This window comes from Shewanella eurypsychrophilus (genome assembly GCF_007004545.3).
GTDB classification, from domain to species: domain Bacteria; phylum Pseudomonadota; class Gammaproteobacteria; order Enterobacterales; family Shewanellaceae; genus Shewanella; species Shewanella eurypsychrophilus.
The window spans coordinates 1-18837 of sequence record NZ_CP045503.2 but is presented as its reverse complement, the minus strand read 5'-3'; the positions used below and the strand labels follow the sequence as shown (position 1 = coordinate 18837).

The following is an 18837-nucleotide window of genomic DNA, read 5'->3' as shown; positions in this document are numbered from 1 at the left end:
TATTCATACTAAGATCACTCAAGCCTTGATGACATCAGCCTCAATATAGATGATGTCATCCAACACTTTATCTATCCTTTAATCTCTAACTCCCTATCGAGCTCTCAGCATAAATAGTGCGCTTTCACTAATCTAAACATCTCCTACTCTTGTCGATATCGTTAACAAAATTGCTACACGATAGTTGTTTTACCTATGCCTTAAATATGCGATAAATGACAGGCGAAATTAACTTGCATACACCATACAAAAACAGAAACATCACAAAAATAACAACTCAGCTCGCTTTAATAAAAGCCTGGCACAATCAATAAAGAATAATTATCGCCAGCAATAACGCAAATTGACAAGGTTCAGGGATAAAAATGATTAAATATAAGTTAACTCCGCTATGTGCAGCTATCGCACTTAGCTTAAGTTTGCCAGTAATGGCTAGCGAATTGCCCGCAGAAAAAGAAACCAAGTGGCAGGTAAATGCCCCTGCAAATGCCCCGCTTGAGAAAGTTAAGATTGATGTGTCTGAAGGCACTTGGATGAACTTGAGTATCAGCCCAGATGGCGAACATATCGTATTTGATATGTTGGGTGATATCTATCAAATTCCCATGGAAGGCGGTGAAGCTAAAGTCCTTGCTAACGGTATCGCCTGGCAGATGCAACCCACCTATAGCCCGGATGGAAAATCTATTGCCTTTACCTCAGATGGAGATGGCGGCGACAATATCTGGGTGATGGATGCTGACGGCGGTAACCCAAGACCAGTGACAGACGAAACTTTCCGACTACTGAATAGTCCAGCCTGGAGTCCAGACTCACAATACCTTGTAGCTCGTAAACATTACACAGGTTCACGTAGTTTAGGTGCAGGCGAAGTCTGGCTATACCATGTCGCTGGCGGTAAAGGTATAAAACTGACTGAGCGACCTAACGAGCAGAAAGACTTAGGTGAACCCGCCTACTCTACAGATGGCCGCTATATCTACTTCAGCCAGGACGCGACTCCAGGAAAGACGTTTCATTACTCGAAAGATTCGGTCAAGGGCATCTATAAGATCAAACGTTACGATACCGAAACTGGTGATATAGAAATATTAGTTCAGGGCACAGGTGGTGCCATAAGGCCTACTCCTAGCCCAGATGGAACTAAGCTAGCCTATATCAAGCGTGACGGATTCCAGTCATCTCTCTACCTGCTTGATCTTAAGTCTGGCAAGCAAGAGAAGCTCTATGGCAAACTAGACAGAGACATGCAGGAAACATGGGCTATTCATGGTGTCTACCCAACCATGAGTTGGACCGCCGACAATGAAGAGATCATCTTCTGGGCAGGTGGTAAGATTAACAAACTAGATGTTGAGTCTAAATCAGTTAAACAGATCCCCTTCTCAGTAAAAACAGAACTTGCTGTTCAACCCGCGGTTCGTTTCAAACAGAATCTCGATAAAGACGTGTTCGACGTTAAGATGCTTCGTATGGCTCAGGTTTCACCGGATGGTACAAAGGTCGTCTATGAAGCGCTAGGTAAACTCTGGGTTAACTCACTATCAAATGGAAAGTCTGATGGGAAGCGTACGCGCCTCACTAAGCTAGATTCAGATCTTCGAGAGTTATACCCTCAATGGTCTAGGGATGGTAAACAAGTTGTTTTCACCACTTGGGATGATCAGGAGCAAGGCACAGTTAAAGTGGTTAGCGTTAGAAATAAGCGCAGTAAAACCTTGACCCAAGAGCCAGGAAAATATGTAGAACCGACCTTCTCACCTGATGGTTCATTCGTGGTTTACCGTAAAGCTAAGGGCGGATATATCACACCAAGAACCTGGTCCCAGGATACAGGTCTATACAAGGTAGATATCAAAGGCAAACAAAATACCCGCATCACACTCGACGGTTATCAGCCACAATTTGGCGCCGATTCAGAACGTGTCTACTTTATGGATCAAGGTGAGACCCCAGAGTTCTCCTCTATCAACCTGGATGGATTTCAGAAGCGAGTTCACTACACTAGCAAGCTAGGTACAGAATTCCGCATATCTCCCGATGGCAAGCAACTCGCTTTCGCAGAACGTTTCAAGGTTTGGGTTACTCCATTTGCTAAGCATGGTGAGACCGTAGAGATAGGCCCTAAAGCCAATAATCTGCCTGTTAGCCAGTTAAGCGTTCGGGCCGGTGAAAGTATTAGTTGGAGCGCTAATAGTGATCAGCTTTATTGGACCTTAGGACCTGAGCTCTATCAAATGCCTGTCGATATAGAGTACAAAGATAAACGTACAGCCAGTGCCGACAAGTATGAATCTAGCAAGCTTGATAAAACAGACAAGGTCGAACCTAGCATTACCAACCTAGGATTCACCCAAAAAGCAGATGTTCCACGTGGAACAATCGCTTTTGTTGGCGGTAAAATTATCACCATGGAAGATGACAAGGTCATTGAAAATGGTGTAGTTATCGTCAAGGATAATAAGATTGTCTCAGTCGGTGATGCATCAACTGAGATTCCAAGTGATGCCAAGGTCATGGACATTACAGGTAAAACACTTATGCCTGGTCTATTTGATGCCCATGCACACGGTGCTCAAGGTGAGAATGAGATCATTCCTCAACAGAACTGGGAACTCTACTCAAACTTGTCTCTGGGTGTCACTGCGATTCATGATCCGTCTAACGATACCACTGAAATTTTTGCCGCAGCTGAGCAGCAAAAAGCGGGTTACATAGCAGGGCCTCGCATCTTTTCTACAGGCACAATTCTCTATGGAGCCAATGGCCCAGGATACACTTCGCACATAGACTCACTTGATGATGCAAAATTCCATCTTGAACGCCTCAAAAAAGTGGGCGCATTTAGTGTGAAGAGTTACAACCAACCTCGTCGTAATCAGCGTCAGCAAGTTATCGCTGCAGCACGTGAACTCGAGATGATGGTTGTGCCAGAAGGTGGAAGCTTGCTGCAACACAACCTAACCATGATTGCCGATGGCCACACGGGTATAGAACATTCGCTTCCTGCTGCATCTATCTATAACGATATTAAACAGTTCTGGAGCCAGACTGAAGTCGGTTACACACCAACCTTAGTGGTTGCCTATGGTGGCATCTCAGGTGAAAACTATTGGTACGATAAGACAGATGTTTGGGCTCACCCAAGACTGTCTATGTATGTACCTAGTGATATGTTAGAGGCAAGATCCATGAGACGCCCTACTGCACCTGATGAACATTACAACCACTTCAATGTTGCTCGAGTCGCCAACGAAATGAATGATCTTGGAGTGAAGCCAAATATTGGTGCTCATGGTCAACGTGAAGGTTTGGCCGCTCATTGGGAGATGTGGATGTTTGCCCAGGGTGGCATGAGTAATCTAGAGGTACTCAAAACTGCGACCATCAATCCAGCCACACATTTTGCTATGGATCATCAAATCGGTTCCATCAAATCAGGTAAGCTTGCGGATTTGATTGTCATCGATGGTGACCCACTCGCAGATATTCGAGTCACAGATCGTGTTACCTATACCATGGTCAACGGCAAACTCTACAATGCCGAAACCATGAATCAAGTTAACGGTGGATCAAAAAATAGAGGCAAGGAAAGAAAACCCTTCTTTTTTGAGCTTTAAACTCTGTTTGAAATTTAAAATCTGGCTAACTTAACTGTCAGATTTTAATTTCAGGGAAATTATTTTTTGCAGAGAAAGAACCAAAAAATAATTGAGTTTTCGCTTCGCGAAGAAAAGTGAGATAGAAAAAGGGTGTTCCACGTGGAACACCCTTTTTTAGTTTCTAGAACCTAGGCTCTAGTTCCTAGGAACTTGTATTACCAGAGAGTGCAACGAACGTCCAACAGACGCAGCCGTCATCTTGGCTTTACTCCTTTCTCAGCTCTACGACTTGCTCTTTCTTCTCCTAAAACCTAAGCCCCTAGGAACCCGATCCTTATTTATTACATTTATCATAGCAAAAACAATATGTTGCATGGTCATTGACCATACCTACCGCCTGCATAAACGCATAACAGATTGTTGGGCCTACGAAGTTAAACCCCATTTTTTTCAATGCTTTAGACATAGCCTCAGACTCCGGAGTCTGGGTAGGGATCTGTTTCATCTCAGTAAAATGATTCACAATCGGCTTACCACCGACAAAACTCCAAAGAAATGCTGCGAAGTCATCACCCTGCTCACCCTTGGTGTCAGAAAAGTTGGCCATATAGCCACGAGCATTCTTAATGATGGAATTAACCTTGAGGCGGTTTCTGACTATTCCCTTATCCAGGAGTAACTCCTCGACCTTGGCATCATCAAACTTGGCTATCACCTCTGGATCGAAGTTGGCAAAAGCCGCTTCATAGTTGTGCTGTTTCTTAAGAATAGTGATCCAGGAAAGACCCGCTTGCTGACCATCGAGACAAAGTTTAGCAAACAGCTCCTGACTGTCATACACAGGCCTGCCCCAAACATGGTCATGATAATCACGGTAAATTTGATCATCGCCCACCCAACCACAACGCTTCTTATCCATGGACTCACTCCAAAATGTAAAGTTTAAATCAAATTTCCTCTAGGAGATAAAAAATAACCTACATTTGACTAATTCTACAAGGTATAATCTAAACCATTTTTTTAATTTCCAAGCTAGCTCTGCATGCTTAAATAGCATAAAGAAAGATTGGTATCATCCTGACGGCGTAGATAGTAGACATGACGACGAAACATGACGTAAAGACATTCCAGGGTTTCATTATGACCCTGCAGGAGTACTGGGCGCAGCAAGGTTGCGCAATCGTTCAACCATTGGACATGGAAGTAGGCGCGGGTACATTCCACCCTATGACCTTCTTACGAGCATTAGGCCCAGAGCCAATGAGCTGTGCTTATGTTCAACCTAGTCGCCGCCCTACTGATGGCCGTTATGGCGACAACCCGAATCGCCTACAACACTTCTATCAATTTCAAGTGGTGTTGAAGCCGTCTCCAGATAACATTCAAGAGCTTTATCTTGGATCTTTAGCAGCTGCGGGCGTCGACATGAATGTTCATGACGTACGCTTCGTTGAAGACAACTGGGAATCACCGACTCTAGGTGCCTGGGGTCTTGGCTGGGAAGTTTGGTTAAACGGCATGGAAGTCTCACAGTTCACTTATTTCCAGCAAGTAGGTGGATTAGAGTGTAAGCCTGTTACTGGCGAGATCACTTACGGTCTTGAGCGCCTAGCTATGTACATCCAGGAAGTCGATAACGTCTACGATCTCGTATGGACAGACGGCCCTATGGGCAAAGTTATGTATGGTGATATTTTCCACCAGAACGAAGTTGAACAGTCAGCTTATAACTTTGAACACGCTAATGTTGAAGTGTTATTTAGAAATTTTGATGACTGTGAGAAAGCTTGCCAGCATCTACTCACACTTGAAAAACCGCTTCCGCTGCCTGCCTATGAGCAAGTCATGAAAGCCTCTCACGCATTTAACCTGCTTGATGCGCGCCATGCAATTTCAGTGACTGAACGCCAACGTTATATCTTGCGTGTTCGTACTATGGCTAAAGGTGTTGCAGAGTCTTACTATCAAGCGCGTGAAGCTCTCGGCTTCCCAATCTGTAAGTAGAGGAATAACAAATGAATGTTGAAAACTTACTGATTGAAGTAGGCACAGAAGAACTACCTCCAAAATCTTTACGTAAATTAGCTGAGTCTTTACTTAGCAACTTTACTGATGAACTAAAAAAAGCGGAGCTCAGCTTTGAGTCTGCTGTATGGCATGCTGCGCCACGTCGCTTAGCAATCTGCATCAACCAACTTGCTTTAGCTCAAGCTGACAAGGTGGTAGAAAAACGTGGACCCGCTGTTGCACAAGCATTCGATGCTGACGGTAACCCAACCAAAGCTGCTATGGGCTGGGCTCGTGGTAACGGTATTACTATTGAACAAGCTGGCCGCCTTAAAACCGATAAAGGCGAATGGTTGCTACATCAAGCTAAAGTCGTTGGTGTTGAAACTAAGAGTCTTATTGCCGCGATGGCACAGCGCTCTTTAGATAAGTTACCTATCCCTAAGCCAATGCGCTGGGGTAACAACACCACTCAGTTTATTCGCCCAGTTCACACTGTGACTATGCTGCTTGGCAGTGAAGTGGTTGAAGGTGAATTGTTAGGCAAAAAATCGGCTCGGGTTATCCGTGGTCACCGTTTTATGGGTAAGCCTAGTTTCGAGCTTGATCATGCTGACAACTACCTTATTGCACTTAAAGAGCAAGGCAAGGTTCTCGTCGACTATGAAGCCCGTAAAGCGATTATCAAGGCTGATGCTGAAGCTGCTGCCACTAAGATTGGTGGTATCGCCGATCTTGAAAATGATCTACTTGAAGAAGTCACCTCGCTAGTAGAATGGCCTGTGGTATTGACTGCCAGCTTCGAAGAGAAGTTCCTCGACGTACCAGCTGAAGCCCTTGTTTACACCATGAAAGGCGATCAGAAGTATTTCCCGGTATTCGATAAAGCGGGTCAACTTCTACCTAACTTTATTTTTGTTACCAATATCGAATCTAAAGATCCACAGCAGATTATTGCGGGCAACGAAAAAGTGGTTCGTCCACGCCTTGCCGATGCAGAGTTCTTCTTCGAAACAGATAAGAAGACCTCACTAGAGTCTCGTCTTACGAGTTTAGAAACTGTGGTATTCCAAAAGCAGCTTGGTACCATCAAGCAGCGCGTGGAACGTATCTCTACAATGGCGGCTTATATTGCCACCAGTATTGGTGCTAATAGTGATGAAGCGGCACGTGCAGGGCTTTTATCTAAGTCTGATTTGATGACTAACATGGTCATGGAATTTACCGATCTTCAGGGTACTATGGGCATGCACTATGCGCGCCTTAATGGTGAAACAGAAGCTGTGGCTGTCGCTCTTGAAGAGCAGTATAAGCCTAAGTTCTCTGGCGATACCGTACCCACAGCGCCCATCTCTGTATGTGTCGCACTGGCTGAAAAGTTAGACACCTTAGTGGGTATCTTCGGTATTGGTATGGCACCTAAAGGCGCAGCCGATCCATTTGCACTTCGTCGTGCAGCTATCGGTATCCTGCGCATCTGTGTTGAGAATAACCTACCACTAGATCTTGTCGACCTTATTGCTAAGGCGCAGGAGCTTCATGCTAGTAACCTTACCAATGATAAAGTGACACAGCAGGTACTTGAGTTCTTTATGGGGCGCTTCCGTGCCTGGTATCAAGATCAAGGCGTTAGCGTCGATGTTATCTTAGCGGTATTAGCTCGTCGTCCAACAGCCCCAGCAGATTTCAATAGCCGTATCAAAGCGGTAGCTCACTTCAGAACGCTAGAGCAGGCATCTGCTCTAGCTGCAGCCAATAAGCGTGTATCGAATATTTTGGCTAAAGTTGAAGGCGATTTGCCAGCGACTATCGATGCAAGCCTACTTGTAGAGGGCGCAGAGAAAGCGTTAGCCGCGAAGCTCAATGAGCTACAACCGCAACTTGCTCCTCTGTTTGCTGCGGCAGACTATCAGCAAGCCTTAGCACTTCTGGCTGGACTACGAGAAAGTGTTGATACCTTCTTCGAAGATGTGATGGTTATGGCTGATGATGAAGCATTGAAGAATAACCGCTTAGCGCTACTTTCTAGCCTACGTGAGCAGTTCTTACATGCAGCGGATATATCTTTGCTGCAGTAAGAAGGTCCTAGAAACTAGTACCTAGGAACTAAAGAAGCCTCAGCCCTTGCTGAGGCTTCTTCTTTTAAATCTCTTTCAGCTTGTCATGCAAAATAGCAAACTCTTCGCGGCTCAAGTCAGCATCAATAAGTAAACGCGTTAAACAGGCATCATCAAGTTTATTGGCTTGAAATAACATAGAACATTCACTGATCAGATTCGCTCGCCATACCACGGCAGGTAGCGGCTTTACGGGCTTACTATTTAGGTTCGCCAGTTGACTTAGCGATGACTCGAAACTTTTAGGTAGCTGCCAACATTGAGCAAGCAGAGCACTGAGCGTCAATGATTTGCTCGTCATTACCTGCCTAAACAGCCAAGAGTTAGGTTGCTCTCCGGGTTCTGCCAGTTGAAACTCGTCCAATAGCATCTTGAAGATGGCAATTTTTCCTACATCATGCAGTAAGCCCAACATAAATGCGGCCTCTTGCTCTTCGACCGAGAGTCCATCGGTGAACTGAGTAGACAAAAAGGCCACCTGCAAACTATGACGCCATATCTGCAGACCGAAGCGACGATAATAGATTGGCTTAATGGCTATCATCTCTCGCACGAGACAAGTAGTCACATAGCGCTTGAGCTGTTCTCTTCCTAGTTGGACAAAGGCTTGCTGTAGACTAGTAACCTCATTATCACCACGCCTGAAAGCCGGTGAATTACACAATTTCAACAGATCTACACTCAATACAGGGTCTTGCTGAATAAGCTGTATCAGCTGCTTAATTTCGACACTGTCGTCGCTCAATCGCGTATTTAATTCGGCTATTCTCGTGGGCAGTTTAAGCACCTTATCGGCTATACCTTGCGGTGAGGACAATGCATGCTCAACGTCAGCTATGACTGCTTTCTCTAAATTATTAGCCACTCCCCCCGTATCTGTGGTTTTAGCCGGAAAAAGCAGGCTGTAAAAAAGCGCTGAGACATCGACTGAATCAGAGATGGGCACTTCCTCTGTTGCTGTTTGCTTTTGTGGCTTAGTCGATATATTAGCTAACTCATCCTGAACACTCGTGTCATTTCTAAAGCCCTTAGGCTGAGCAATGGATGTTTTCTGCCTGATATTAAACAGCTTATTAAAAAGTTTTCTAACCAATTTGTATGACCGGGGTTAATAAAGTTGAACCACAATGACGAGTACTAATCATAGTGGTTTTGAATAAACGCGGTGCAGTTTATCGGGTTACAAACTAGATTTTAAGTATTATCCTGTGTCTTTACTGAAATAGATAAAGAAAAGCTATGAGCGTCACACTACAACCTAAGCTATTCCGATTTGGCGAACGCGCTCTAGTGTTAGATTGTGCTTGTATATCTATTAACTTCAGCAAACTAGAAATACAAAAACGCATTTGGTCTTTAGCAAAGATATGTCATGACTCCGGAGAGTTTGAAGATATAGTCCCAGGGAATAACAACCTCACCCTTTTTTTCAAAGACAGTAAAAATATCGCTTTCTGGAGCAAAAAACTCCACAAACTTTTGAGCAATATAGAAGTTCAAGCAGAAACGGGAAAGCTCATCAAGATCCCGGTTAAATATGGTGGAGAATATGGGCCAGATCTTAATAAGGTAGCCGAATACAATAATTTAGATCCACAAGAAGTCATATCGATACATACCTCAACCCAATACAGTGTGCTGTTTTTAGGTTTTCAACCAGGTTTCCCCTATCTCGATGGACTCGATAAACGACTCTTTACCCCAAGGTTAGCAAACCCGAGATTATCGATTCCCGCTGGATCCGTTGGTATTGGCGGAGAGCAGACGGGGATTTATCCGGCTCAATCTCCAGGAGGTTGGCAACTGATAGGCCGTAGTGCTGTCAGTTTATTCGATAGCGCTTTAACCGGTAACAATAGCGCTCAACCGTCCCTGCTTTCACCTGGCGACACAGTGCAGTTCATTGCCATAGAATCTTTAAATGAAATTGAAGAAGCCAGATTAGAGGCCCCTAGATGATAGAATTTATCGAATCAGGCTTATTCACCACTGTGCAAGACCTTGGACGAACAGGTTTTCGCCATTTGGGCGTATCACTAGCCGGTGCCTTAGATCGTCAAGCCTTAATACTTGCCAATCGATTAACTGGCAATGGCGATAATGATGCAGGGCTTGAGCTTACCGCCGGAAACATGAAAATAAAGTTTCACCGTGATGCCTGGTTTACGCTAACCGGGGCTCAATATGAGATTAGAATCGGTGATAGACAGATATGGCATGGCTGGCGCAGTAAGATTAACGCTGGCGACATCCTTCAATTGAGAGGGCCCCTATCGGGCATGCGCGCCTACCTTGCCATTGATGGTGGCATTAATGTGCCTGTCTGCTTAGGGTCAAGGTCGACCTTAATGAGTGCAGAACTCGGTGGTTATGAAGGCAGGACTTTGAGATCAGGAGACAAACTCACTTTAGGTGAAAAGCGTTCACTGTCTAAACCTATAGGTGCCGTACAAAGAGGCTACTCGAATGAAATACGCGCCTTGCCCGGACCCGAGATGGCCCTGTTTACCCAGGAGTCGCGTAAAATATTCTGGAGTAGCCAGTGGCAAGTATCAAACGATAGCAACCGTATGGGCGCACGCTTATCCGGTGAAGCGTTAGCATTAGTAGAAGAGCAGAGCTTAAACTCACACGCTGTAATGCCAGGCACCATTCAGGTGCCACCATCGGGTCAGCCCATAGCCCTATTGGCCGATGGGCAAACGACAGGCGGCTATCCAAGGATTGCTACCGTTATAGAAGCTGACCTTTGGAAACTTGCTCAGACTCGCCCCGGAAGCAAGGTGCAATTTATTCACGTGAGTCCAAACCAAGCTGATGATGCAAACTACGAATGGGAGCAGTATTTTTATCGTCTCCAAAGAGCTATAGATGCTAATAGCTAGGGCTAAGAAGGTCTCGAGTTGCGAGTTAGAGACAAAGCTAAGAAAGTTGCGAGTTTAAAAGCCCGTAGCTCGTAGCTTATAATAACAGTAAGGTTATATAGTGAAATTAAACTCAAGAGCTTACCCTATCGACCTCAATGCCGACTTAGGTGAAGGAGGCCTGCATGATGAAGCGTTATTGCAGTTGATCACTTCAGCCAATATAGCCTGTGGAGGTCATATAGGTGATACCGCAAGTATGGAGGTAACGGTAAAACTTGCACTGGCTTCAGGAGTTAACATTGGCGCTCACCCCAGCTACCCAGATAGAGAACACTTTGGCCGTCAGTCGATTATTATTTCAGACTCGGAGTTGTTTGACTCTTTGTTCCAGCAAATAGTCGTAATTAAGGAGGTCTGTGACGCCATCAACGCAAAATTGTTCCACGTGAAACCTCATGGAGCTTTATATAACAAAGCCGCTGAAAACACCCATTTAGGGCTTTTACTCATCAAGGTGATAAAACAGGTAGACCCTAAGTTGAAGCTGATGATTTTAGCGAACAGCCCATTAGCCAAGTTAGCGAAGCAACACGGCCTTGATGTGATTGAGGAGGCTTTTGCCGATCGCGCTTATTTAAATAGTGGCATGCTAGCCCCAAGGCAGATGAAAGGAGCGGTATTGGCAGATGACGCTCAAGCACTAGTGCAGGTCGATAAGATAATAAACCAACAACCAATAACCACTTTAGATGGTGGTACAGTCCTTGTTTCAGCCGACAGCATCTGCCTGCACGGCGATAATGAACATGCCCTTAGGTTTGCCCAGAAAATAAGAAAAGTCTTAAGAACATGTAAATAAAAAGTAAGGACTCTCATATATTCATAGACAGGCCATCAGCCAGAGTCCGCCTATTTACAGATTAATCCCTTGGCTGTTACATCAGTAGACAGCATCGAAATACTAGAGCTTCGAATAAGTAAGTACGATATCACCACTACTCATGGTCGTAAAATCAATATTCAAATCAGGGTTATACTGCTGAAACTGTTCAAGATAATCTCGAGCATAAGCTAATGATTTATGACTTGCTCTTACCAAGCAAGTCGTTACTTTGCAGTAGTGATAATTTACATCCAACATATCAAACTCACCACCCCAGTTATTACTATATGGCTCATCAATCTCATTAAACTCTGCGACACGTAATTCGATATATTGATCCGGATCATCAAACATCAAATTATTCAGTGAGGGAGGTGAAGCTAAAAAATATGGGTTACCATCATTTTCCTTATAAAAATAAGAAGTTCCCCGTTCTACAAACGCACCTTTCTCCACTTCATATTTAGCAAGTAACCTCTTAAATTCCTTATTAGAGCGATCGATATGAAACGGGTGAATAGCTGCAACCTGCTTCCCCTCAACATCAATTAATTCATTTACGGTTTGAAGCTTTGCTGGATCAATAACTATTTGATCTTGTGTTGGCGAATGAAGCTGCTCTTGATTGAACGAAGTAAGCTGAAGTTCCGGCAATGAAACTTGCTGTGGTTCACGATAAGAATTGAGAAAGTAGGCCGCTAAGGTCAGTAAAGTAGTACTAAGTGCTATATGCCATGTATGGAGTTTCATCTTCTATATCCCTTTGAAAGATGGTTACTTCCCACTTAATCTAATTACAAACACCTCCTAAGTAAAGCGATATACATAGCGACAAAAAAGCCCCAGATTTCTCTGAGGCTTTATCTTTCACTGTTAACGCTTAGCTCTTAACGCCACGTAGTGGCATCAATAGAGATGCGCAGCAGATCTATTTAGACATCCAAGTTCGCTACGTTCAGCGCATTCTCTTCGATAAATTGACGACGCGGTTCAACTTGATCACCCATCAAACAGGTAAACAGCTGATCGGCACCGATAGCATCTTCAATCGTCACAACAAGCATACGACGCGTTTCAGGATCCATTGTGGTTTCCCAAAGCTGCTCAGGGTTCATCTCGCCCAATCCCTTATAACGTTGGATATAAAGACCACGTCTAGAATCGTTCATCAACCAGTTAAGTGCCTCGACAAAGGTAGAAATCTCCTTCATACGTTCGCCACGCTTAACATAACCGCCTTCGGCGATGAGTCCTTCAAGTGCTTCAGCTAGCTTAGCCATGCGCTCGTAATCACTAGAGGTCAGGAAGTCATAGGTAAACAAATAGCTAGTATCTATACCATGCTTACGTATGTGCACATTTGGCAAGTACACTTTACGCTCGGGATCCAATATGGGCTCTGCGCTATAGATAACGCCGCCTGACTCTCTCGCTGTTAGATCTGCGATATACTCATCACACCAGTGTTGAACTTTAGCCTCATCGGCCAACACCTCTGCGCTCAGAGCAGGATGATAAAGCATACGCTCAGTCAACAGAGTCGGGTAACGCAGATCTAAACGGCTAAAGATAGCTTCAACTTCGCGGTATTGATAAACCAACTTCTCTAACGGTGCACCCGACATAGCTGGTGCATCGGCAGATGCGTGGACTTCACCACCATCTAGCGCTAAGTTCGTTAAAAACTCAGTCAATGCAGGCTCATCTTTAAGATACTGTTCCTGTCTGCCTTTCTTCACCTTATAGAGAGGTGGCTGAGCAATATAAATATAACCACGTTCGATAAGCTCTGGCATCTGACGGAAGAAGAAAGTCAGTAACAAAGTACGAATGTGCGATCCATCGACGTCCGCATCGGTCATGATGACGATGTTGTGATAACGCGTCTTATCAGGATCGTATTCGTCACGGCCAATACCACAACCTAGCGCGGTGATCAGGGTCGCAACTTCTTGAGAGGAGAGCATCTTATCGAAACGTGCTTTCTCAACGTTTAAAATCTTACCTTTAAGCGGAAGAATCGCCTGATTCTTACGGTTACGTCCCTGCTTAGCGCTACCGCCAGCAGAGTCCCCTTCCACTATGTATATTTCAGAATGCGCAGGGTCTTTCTCTTGGCAATCAGCCAGTTTACCCGGCAGCCCACCTAAGTCTAAGGCGCCTTTACGACGTGTCATTTCACGAGCTTTACGCGCCGCTTCACGAGCACGAGCCGCATCGATAATCTTACCGACAATCAGCTTAGCTTCATTTGGATGCTCCATTAGGTAATCACCTAACTGCTCACCCATTGTTTGTTCAACAGCAGACTTAACTTCGCTTGAAACCAACTTATCTTTAGTCTGAGAACTGAACTTAGGATCCGGAACTTTAACCGAAACAACCGCAGTCAGACCTTCACGGGCATCATCACCAGTAGCACTGGTCTTGCCCTTCTTGTTATAACCTTCACGCTCCATGTAGGCGTTTAGATTACGGGTCAATGCACCACGGAAACCGGCAAGGTGAGTACCACCATCACGCTGAGGAATGTTGTTGGTGAAACAGAAGATATTCTCCTGGAAACCATCGTTCCACTGCATAGCCACTTCGACTGTGATACCGTCATCGCGCTCCTGAATGAAGTGGAACACATCTTTGTTGACCGGCGTCTTGTTCACGTTCAGGTAATCGACAAAGGCGCTGATGCCACCCTGGTACTGGAAAAACTCATCACGGTTATCACGTTCATCGATCAAACGAATGCCGACACCTGAGTTTAGGAATGACAGCTCACGGACGCGTTTAACCAGAATATCGAAATGAAATTCGATATTACTAGTGAAGGTTTCATGGCTTGGCCAAAATCTTAGCTCGGTACCCGTACTCGTCGAATCGCCAATCTCTTTGATCGGCGCATCGGGCTCACCCGAGGTATAGAACTGCTCGTAGAGCTTACCGTTACGACGAATAGTCAGCTGTAGCTTCTCAGACAGAGCGTTTACAACCGAAACCCCCACACCATGAAGACCACCGGAGACTTTATATGAATTATCATCGAACTTACCGCCCGCATGGAGTACGGTCATGATCACTTCTGCGGCCGAAATACCCTCTTCTGGGTGAATTTCGACAGGAATACCACGACCATCATCTTTCACCGATACCGAACCATCAGCATGGATTGTGATGACAACCTCATTACAGTGACCCGCTAAAGCTTCATCGATAGAGTTATCGACCACTTCGAATACCATGTGATGTAGACCGGATCCGTCGTCGGTATCACCGATATACATCCCTGGTCTCTTCCGTACTGCATCAAGGCCTTTTAGTACCTTAATACTCGAAGAATCGTAACTATTCTCTGACATATTATTCTCTCGTCGGTTGTTCAATTACCGTTACACGCCCCAGTTCCACATGGAACACCTTACTCGGTGGCGTGTTTAACGAATCTAGTATCGCTGCAGGCTCGATGGCGGTGACAAAAACTTGTGCGCCGGTATCGATTAACTGCTGCAGCAACAATTGCCTGTGCTTTGCATCCAATTCCGATGGAAGATCATCCACCAGATAAATACTATTCTTATCTATTTGCTGCTTAAGTAACTTTCCCTGTGCAATACGCAGTGCACAGACTAACAATTTAAGCTGTCCCCGGGATAAAGCATCCTGAACTGGCAAGGTGCCAACACGTAATCTCAAATCGGCTTTATGGGGACCGCTAGCGGTATTGCCGCTAGATACATCTCTGGGATATTGCGTCTCTAAGAGCTGCGCATAATCTGTTTTACTATCCCAACCTCGGGTAAAAGAAATCTTCACATCGATCTTAGGTAAAAACTCTTCGATTATACCCTTAAGTAGCTCATTTAACGAGTTTACATATTGAGTTCTGATATCGGTCACGACTTCAGAATAACGAACTAACTCTCTATCCCAATATTGAATCTGAGCGTAGCTAGCCTCATTTTTAAGCAGCTGATTTCGTTGCTTTAAAATCCTCTTTACATTGATCCAGGCCGAATGGAAAGTTTTATCACAATGAAACGCTCCCCAATCGATAAACTGACGCCTCGACTTAGGCCCTTCAAACAGCAAGGCAAAACTCTCGGGAGTGATCACTTGTATCGGCAAAGACTCGGCCAAGGTCGATAATCGTTTGACCTTATCGCCATCAATCTTGACCTCGGTCTCACCGCTGCGAAATCGTCTCAAGCCAATTTTGCTCTCTTTATCCTGCACATTTAAGTTAGCGAATAAGGTTAACTTATCATCTGAGTGTTGAATCACTCGCTGGGAAAGATGACTGCGAAATGAGCGGCCCATACCAAGAAAATAGATAGCTTCTAAAATACTGGTTTTGCCACTGCCATTCTGACCGTAAATGAGGTTAATTCCTTCGGCCGGAAGCAGTTGAGCAGAGGCGATATTCCGAAAAGTTTCAATATGAAGACGCGTCAAACTCATTTATGGCTCATTAATCACTTATTCTGGCAAGCTAACAAAATGCACTTAATTTAACGGATAAAAACGTCGCAAATCATCAGGTGGAAAAATTTAAATAGCCAAGAAGATTAGCATATCCACAGACCACATCAAAGCGCAGATTTCATCCAGAATAAAGCCGTAAAATCATGATAAGCCAGCAACACAATAAAAAGCTAATTTACCTTTCCCTTATAGTCTAGGGATAGTCAAAATAAAGCCGCTTGTTAGCCTTCTCAGGCCATCCAGTCATAAATGTTGACTGCCAAGGATGGCGGAAATGCCAATAAATGTAGGGAACATTTATGGCCCGACATAAAAAAAGGCTGCGTTAGCAGCCTCTTCAATATTAATTTGGGTTTATCTAGTCGAATTAAGACTAGAGCCTCATCGGCATAACCACATACATAGAGTCTTCTTCAATATGATTCTCGATCAACGCACTGGAGTTGCCATCGATAAGCGTGATGCGCACATCATCTGAAGGTAGGTTATTGAGCACATCCAACAGATAACTTACGTTGAAGCCAATCTCTAGAGGGGTGTTGTCATACTCTACGTCTAAGATCTCCTCAGCTTCTTCCTGCTCAGGATTGTTAGCGGTGATCTTAATCAGGTTATTTTCCAGCTGTACCCGCACACCGCGGAACTTCTCATTTGACAGAATAGAGGCGCGAACCAAAGCCTGCTTTAGCTGGTTTCGACTAGCGATAACGATTTTATCGCCACCTTTAGGCAAGACTCGACGATAATCGGGGAAACGACCATCGACTAACTTACTGGTCAGCACTGCACTCGATGTCGTCGCGCGTATGGCATTATCACCTATGGCAATAGTCACATCTAAGTCTTCGCCTTCGAACAGACGCTGTAGCTCTACGACGCCTTTACGGGGCACAATCACTTGCTTCTCTGGCAGAGTCGCCTCTATTTGACGATGACTCAAGGCTAAGCGATGTCCGTCGGTTGCAATGGCACGCAACACATTGCCATCGGTTTCCAATAACAGACCGTTCAGATAATAACGCACATCCTGGTTAGCCATGGAAAACTGAGTCGCATCGATAAGCGATTTGAGTATGCCCTGCTTAATGGTAAATTCAATATCAGACTCGAAAGCTTCGACATTGGGATACTCTTCTGCCGGTAATGTCGCTAACGTAAAGCGGCTACGGCCAGATCTGAGCAGCAGACGGTTTTCCTGCTGTTCAATTTTAAGTTCAACTTGATCTGGTAGGGATTTAACGATATCGAGGAATTTCTTCGCCGGGACGGTTGTACGCCCCTCTTGAACATCGCCAACCAATTCAACTTGGCCGACTAATTCGACTTCAAGGTCGGTACCGGTCATTTTAAGTGAGTGACCACTTACTTCAACTAAAAGGTTTGCCAAAATAGGCAAGTTATGTCGTCTCTCCACCGCTCCATTAACCAATTGCAACGGCTTTAATAGGGCATCCCTATCAATTGAAAATTTCATTAGTTTCAATTTCCCAGATTTATGAAGATAGCGTACGGATCAAGTTAGCATAATCTTCTTTAATGTCATGACTTTCTTCTCTCAACTGTGCAATTTTACGACATGCGTGTAAAACAGTTGTATGGTCACGACCACCAAAAGCATCACCAATTTCTGGCAAACTTTGGTTGGTAAGTTCTTTCGATAACGCCATTGCCACCTGACGAGGTCTGGCAACACTACGAGAACGACGCTTCGACAACATATCAGCCATCTTGATCTTGTAATATTCAGCAACGGTTTTCTGAATATTATCTATCGTGACCAACTTTTCTTGCAGCGCCAATAAATCTCTTAAGGCTTCGCGCACAAAATCGATAGTTATCGGACGACCGGTGAAGTTTGCGTTAGCAATCACTCGATTCAATGCGCCTTCAAGCTCACGAACATTTGAACGTAAACGTTTAGCAATAAAGAATGCCACTTCATCAGGAAGGTTAATGCCACTCTCTTGTGCCTTACGCATCAAGATCGCTACACGGGTCTCTAATTCAGGTGGTTCGATAGCAACCGTTAAGCCCCAGCCAAAACGAGACTTTAGGCGATCTTCTACGCCGTCGATCTCTTTCGGATACTTATCTGAAGTCAAAATGATCTGATGATTACCTTCTAACAACGCATTGAAGGTATGGAAAAATTCTTCCTGAGATCTGTCTTTATTAGCAAAGAATTGAATGTCATCAATAAATAACGCATCTACACTACGGTAATAACGCTTAAATTCTTCGATAGCATTATTTTGTAATGCCTTAACCATATCCTGAACGAAACGCTCAGAATGCATGTAGACCACTTTAGCATTAGGGTTATTCTTGATAATCCCATTGCCCACAGCATGCAATAAGTGAGTCTTACCTAAACCAGTACCACCATAAAGGAATAGCGGGTTGTAGGCACCACCTGGATTTTCGGCAACTTGCATGGCCGCAGCTTTACCAAGTTGGTTCGACTTACCTTCAACGAAGTTATCAAACTGATAAGTCAGATTGATATTACTTCTGTGATTAGCTGCCATTGCAGGTTCAGGGCTATTTACATTAAATGAAGTTCTGCTCGGTCTACGGCTAGTTTCAATTCGTGGGCTACTGATAATAGCTGGAGATGCTTGGACTGGGCGAGGTGCTGCAGGCTTACTGCCTATATCGAAACGCAATTTAGGTGCATCAGCCCCCATCTGCTCAGTAAAAAACTGATTGATGATGTTGATGTACTTATCTCTAACCCAGTCGAGTACGAAGCGATTTGGCGCGTAGAGAACAAGTGTGTCTCCATCCATTTCTGCTTGCAACGGTCTAATCCACATACTGAATTGTTGAGCTGAAAGCTCATCTTGTAGTCGCCCGATACATTGCTGCCAAAGTGAAACCGCCAC

At 44.6% G+C, this 18837-nt stretch carries 13 protein-coding genes; 6 read left to right on the top strand and 7 right to left on the bottom strand.

Annotation, left to right across the window (positions count from 1 at the left end; translation table 11 throughout):
• Positions 1-365: 365 nt before the first annotated feature.
• A complete protein-coding gene (locus FM038_RS00065) occupies positions 366-3620 on the top strand; it encodes an amidohydrolase family protein (protein ID WP_142873241.1) in 3255 nt (1084 codons plus the stop codon).
• 316 nt (positions 3621-3936) lie between these two features.
• On the opposite strand, the gene FM038_RS00060 is transcribed toward FM038_RS00065, so the two are convergent.
• The gene (locus tag FM038_RS00060) at positions 3937-4521 is read right to left on the bottom strand and encodes a DNA-3-methyladenine glycosylase I (RefSeq protein WP_142873242.1); all 585 of its coding nucleotides are present in this window, start codon (positions 4519-4521) and stop codon (positions 3937-3939) included.
• 179 nt (positions 4522-4700) lie between these two features.
• On the opposite strand from FM038_RS00060, the gene glyQ reads away from it, so the two are divergent.
• Together glyQ and glyS are read left to right on the top strand one after the other, a co-directional pair.
• Positions 4701-5606, top strand: coding sequence for a glycine--tRNA ligase subunit alpha (gene glyQ, locus FM038_RS00055; protein ID WP_142873243.1), 906 nt, complete (start codon positions 4701-4703; stop codon positions 5604-5606).
• Positions 5607-5617: 11 nt separating this feature from the next.
• Positions 5618-7687: a glycine--tRNA ligase subunit beta gene (gene glyS, locus FM038_RS00050; protein WP_142873244.1), complete on the top strand. Its 2070-nt coding sequence runs from the start codon at positions 5618-5620 to the stop codon at positions 7685-7687.
• A gap of 64 nt (positions 7688-7751) precedes the next feature.
• Here glyS and FM038_RS00045 read toward each other — a convergent pair whose 3' ends face one another.
• Entirely contained in the window at positions 7752-8819 is a 1068-nt protein-coding gene (locus tag FM038_RS00045) for an HDOD domain-containing protein (protein WP_142873245.1), read from the bottom strand.
• Between the two features lie 146 nt (positions 8820-8965).
• Between FM038_RS00045 and pxpB the strand changes: the two genes are divergently transcribed.
• The 3 genes from pxpB to pxpA all read left to right on the top strand — a co-directional run bounded on the left by pxpB (position 8966) and on the right by pxpA (position 11452).
• Positions 8966-9685: a 5-oxoprolinase subunit PxpB gene (gene pxpB / locus FM038_RS00040; protein ID WP_142873246.1), complete on the top strand. Its 720-nt coding sequence runs from the start codon at positions 8966-8968 to the stop codon at positions 9683-9685.
• Complete coding sequence (locus FM038_RS00035; RefSeq protein WP_142873247.1) at positions 9682-10611, top strand: 5-oxoprolinase subunit C family protein; 930 nt, start codon at positions 9682-9684, stop codon at positions 10609-10611. The genes pxpB and FM038_RS00035 overlap by 4 nt, the downstream gene beginning before the upstream one ends.
• Positions 10612-10711: 100 nt before the next feature.
• Complete coding sequence (pxpA, locus tag FM038_RS00030; protein WP_142873248.1) at positions 10712-11452, top strand: 5-oxoprolinase subunit PxpA; 741 nt, start codon at positions 10712-10714, stop codon at positions 11450-11452.
• A 102-nt stretch (positions 11453-11554) separates the two neighbouring features.
• Here pxpA and FM038_RS00025 read toward each other — a convergent pair whose 3' ends face one another.
• From FM038_RS00025 to dnaA, 5 genes are all read right to left on the bottom strand, one after another.
• Positions 11555-12226 (bottom strand): hypothetical protein, encoded by a 672-nt coding sequence (locus tag FM038_RS00025; RefSeq protein ID WP_142873249.1) that lies wholly within the window; start codon positions 12224-12226, stop codon positions 11555-11557.
• Positions 12227-12408: 182 nt separating this feature from the next.
• Positions 12409-14829 (bottom strand): DNA topoisomerase (ATP-hydrolyzing) subunit B, encoded by a 2421-nt coding sequence (gyrB, locus tag FM038_RS00020; protein ID WP_142873250.1) that lies wholly within the window; start codon positions 14827-14829, stop codon positions 12409-12411.
• A 1-nt stretch (position 14830) separates the two neighbouring features.
• Positions 14831-15928: a DNA replication/repair protein RecF gene (recF, locus tag FM038_RS00015; protein ID WP_142873251.1), complete on the bottom strand. Its 1098-nt coding sequence runs from the start codon at positions 15926-15928 to the stop codon at positions 14831-14833.
• A 397-nt stretch (positions 15929-16325) separates the two neighbouring features.
• Positions 16326-17426: a DNA polymerase III subunit beta gene (gene dnaN, locus FM038_RS00010; protein ID WP_142873252.1), complete on the bottom strand. Its 1101-nt coding sequence runs from the start codon at positions 17424-17426 to the stop codon at positions 16326-16328.
• A gap of 19 nt (positions 17427-17445) precedes the next feature.
• Positions 17446-18837, bottom strand: coding sequence for a chromosomal replication initiator protein DnaA (gene dnaA / locus FM038_RS00005; protein ID WP_142873253.1), 1392 nt, complete (start codon positions 18835-18837; stop codon positions 17446-17448).

Excerpts from the sequence above, each read along its gene's own strand:
- FM038_RS00065 (WP_142873241.1), top strand. The coding sequence starts at position 366 with ATGATTAAATATAAGTTAACTCCGCTATGTGCAGCTATCGCACTTAGC.
- dnaN (WP_142873252.1), bottom strand. The coding sequence starts at position 17,426 with ATGAAATTTTCAATTGATAGGGATGCCCTATTAAAGCCGTTGCAATTG.
- glyS (WP_142873244.1), top strand. The coding sequence starts at position 5,618 with ATGAATGTTGAAAACTTACTGATTGAAGTAGGCACAGAAGAACTACCT.
- FM038_RS00035 (WP_142873247.1), top strand. The coding sequence starts at position 9,682 with ATGATAGAATTTATCGAATCAGGCTTATTCACCACTGTGCAAGACCTT.
- FM038_RS00025 (WP_142873249.1), bottom strand. The coding sequence starts at position 12,226 with ATGAAACTCCATACATGGCATATAGCACTTAGTACTACTTTACTGACC.
- FM038_RS00060 (WP_142873242.1), bottom strand. The coding sequence starts at position 4,521 with ATGGATAAGAAGCGTTGTGGTTGGGTGGGCGATGATCAAATTTACCGT.
- pxpB (WP_142873246.1), top strand. The coding sequence starts at position 8,966 with ATGAGCGTCACACTACAACCTAAGCTATTCCGATTTGGCGAACGCGCT.
- gyrB (WP_142873250.1), bottom strand. The coding sequence starts at position 14,829 with ATGTCAGAGAATAGTTACGATTCTTCGAGTATTAAGGTACTAAAAGGC.
- recF (WP_142873251.1), bottom strand. The coding sequence starts at position 15,928 with ATGAGTTTGACGCGTCTTCATATTGAAACTTTTCGGAATATCGCCTCT.
- glyQ (WP_142873243.1), top strand. The coding sequence starts at position 4,701 with ATGACGACGAAACATGACGTAAAGACATTCCAGGGTTTCATTATGACC.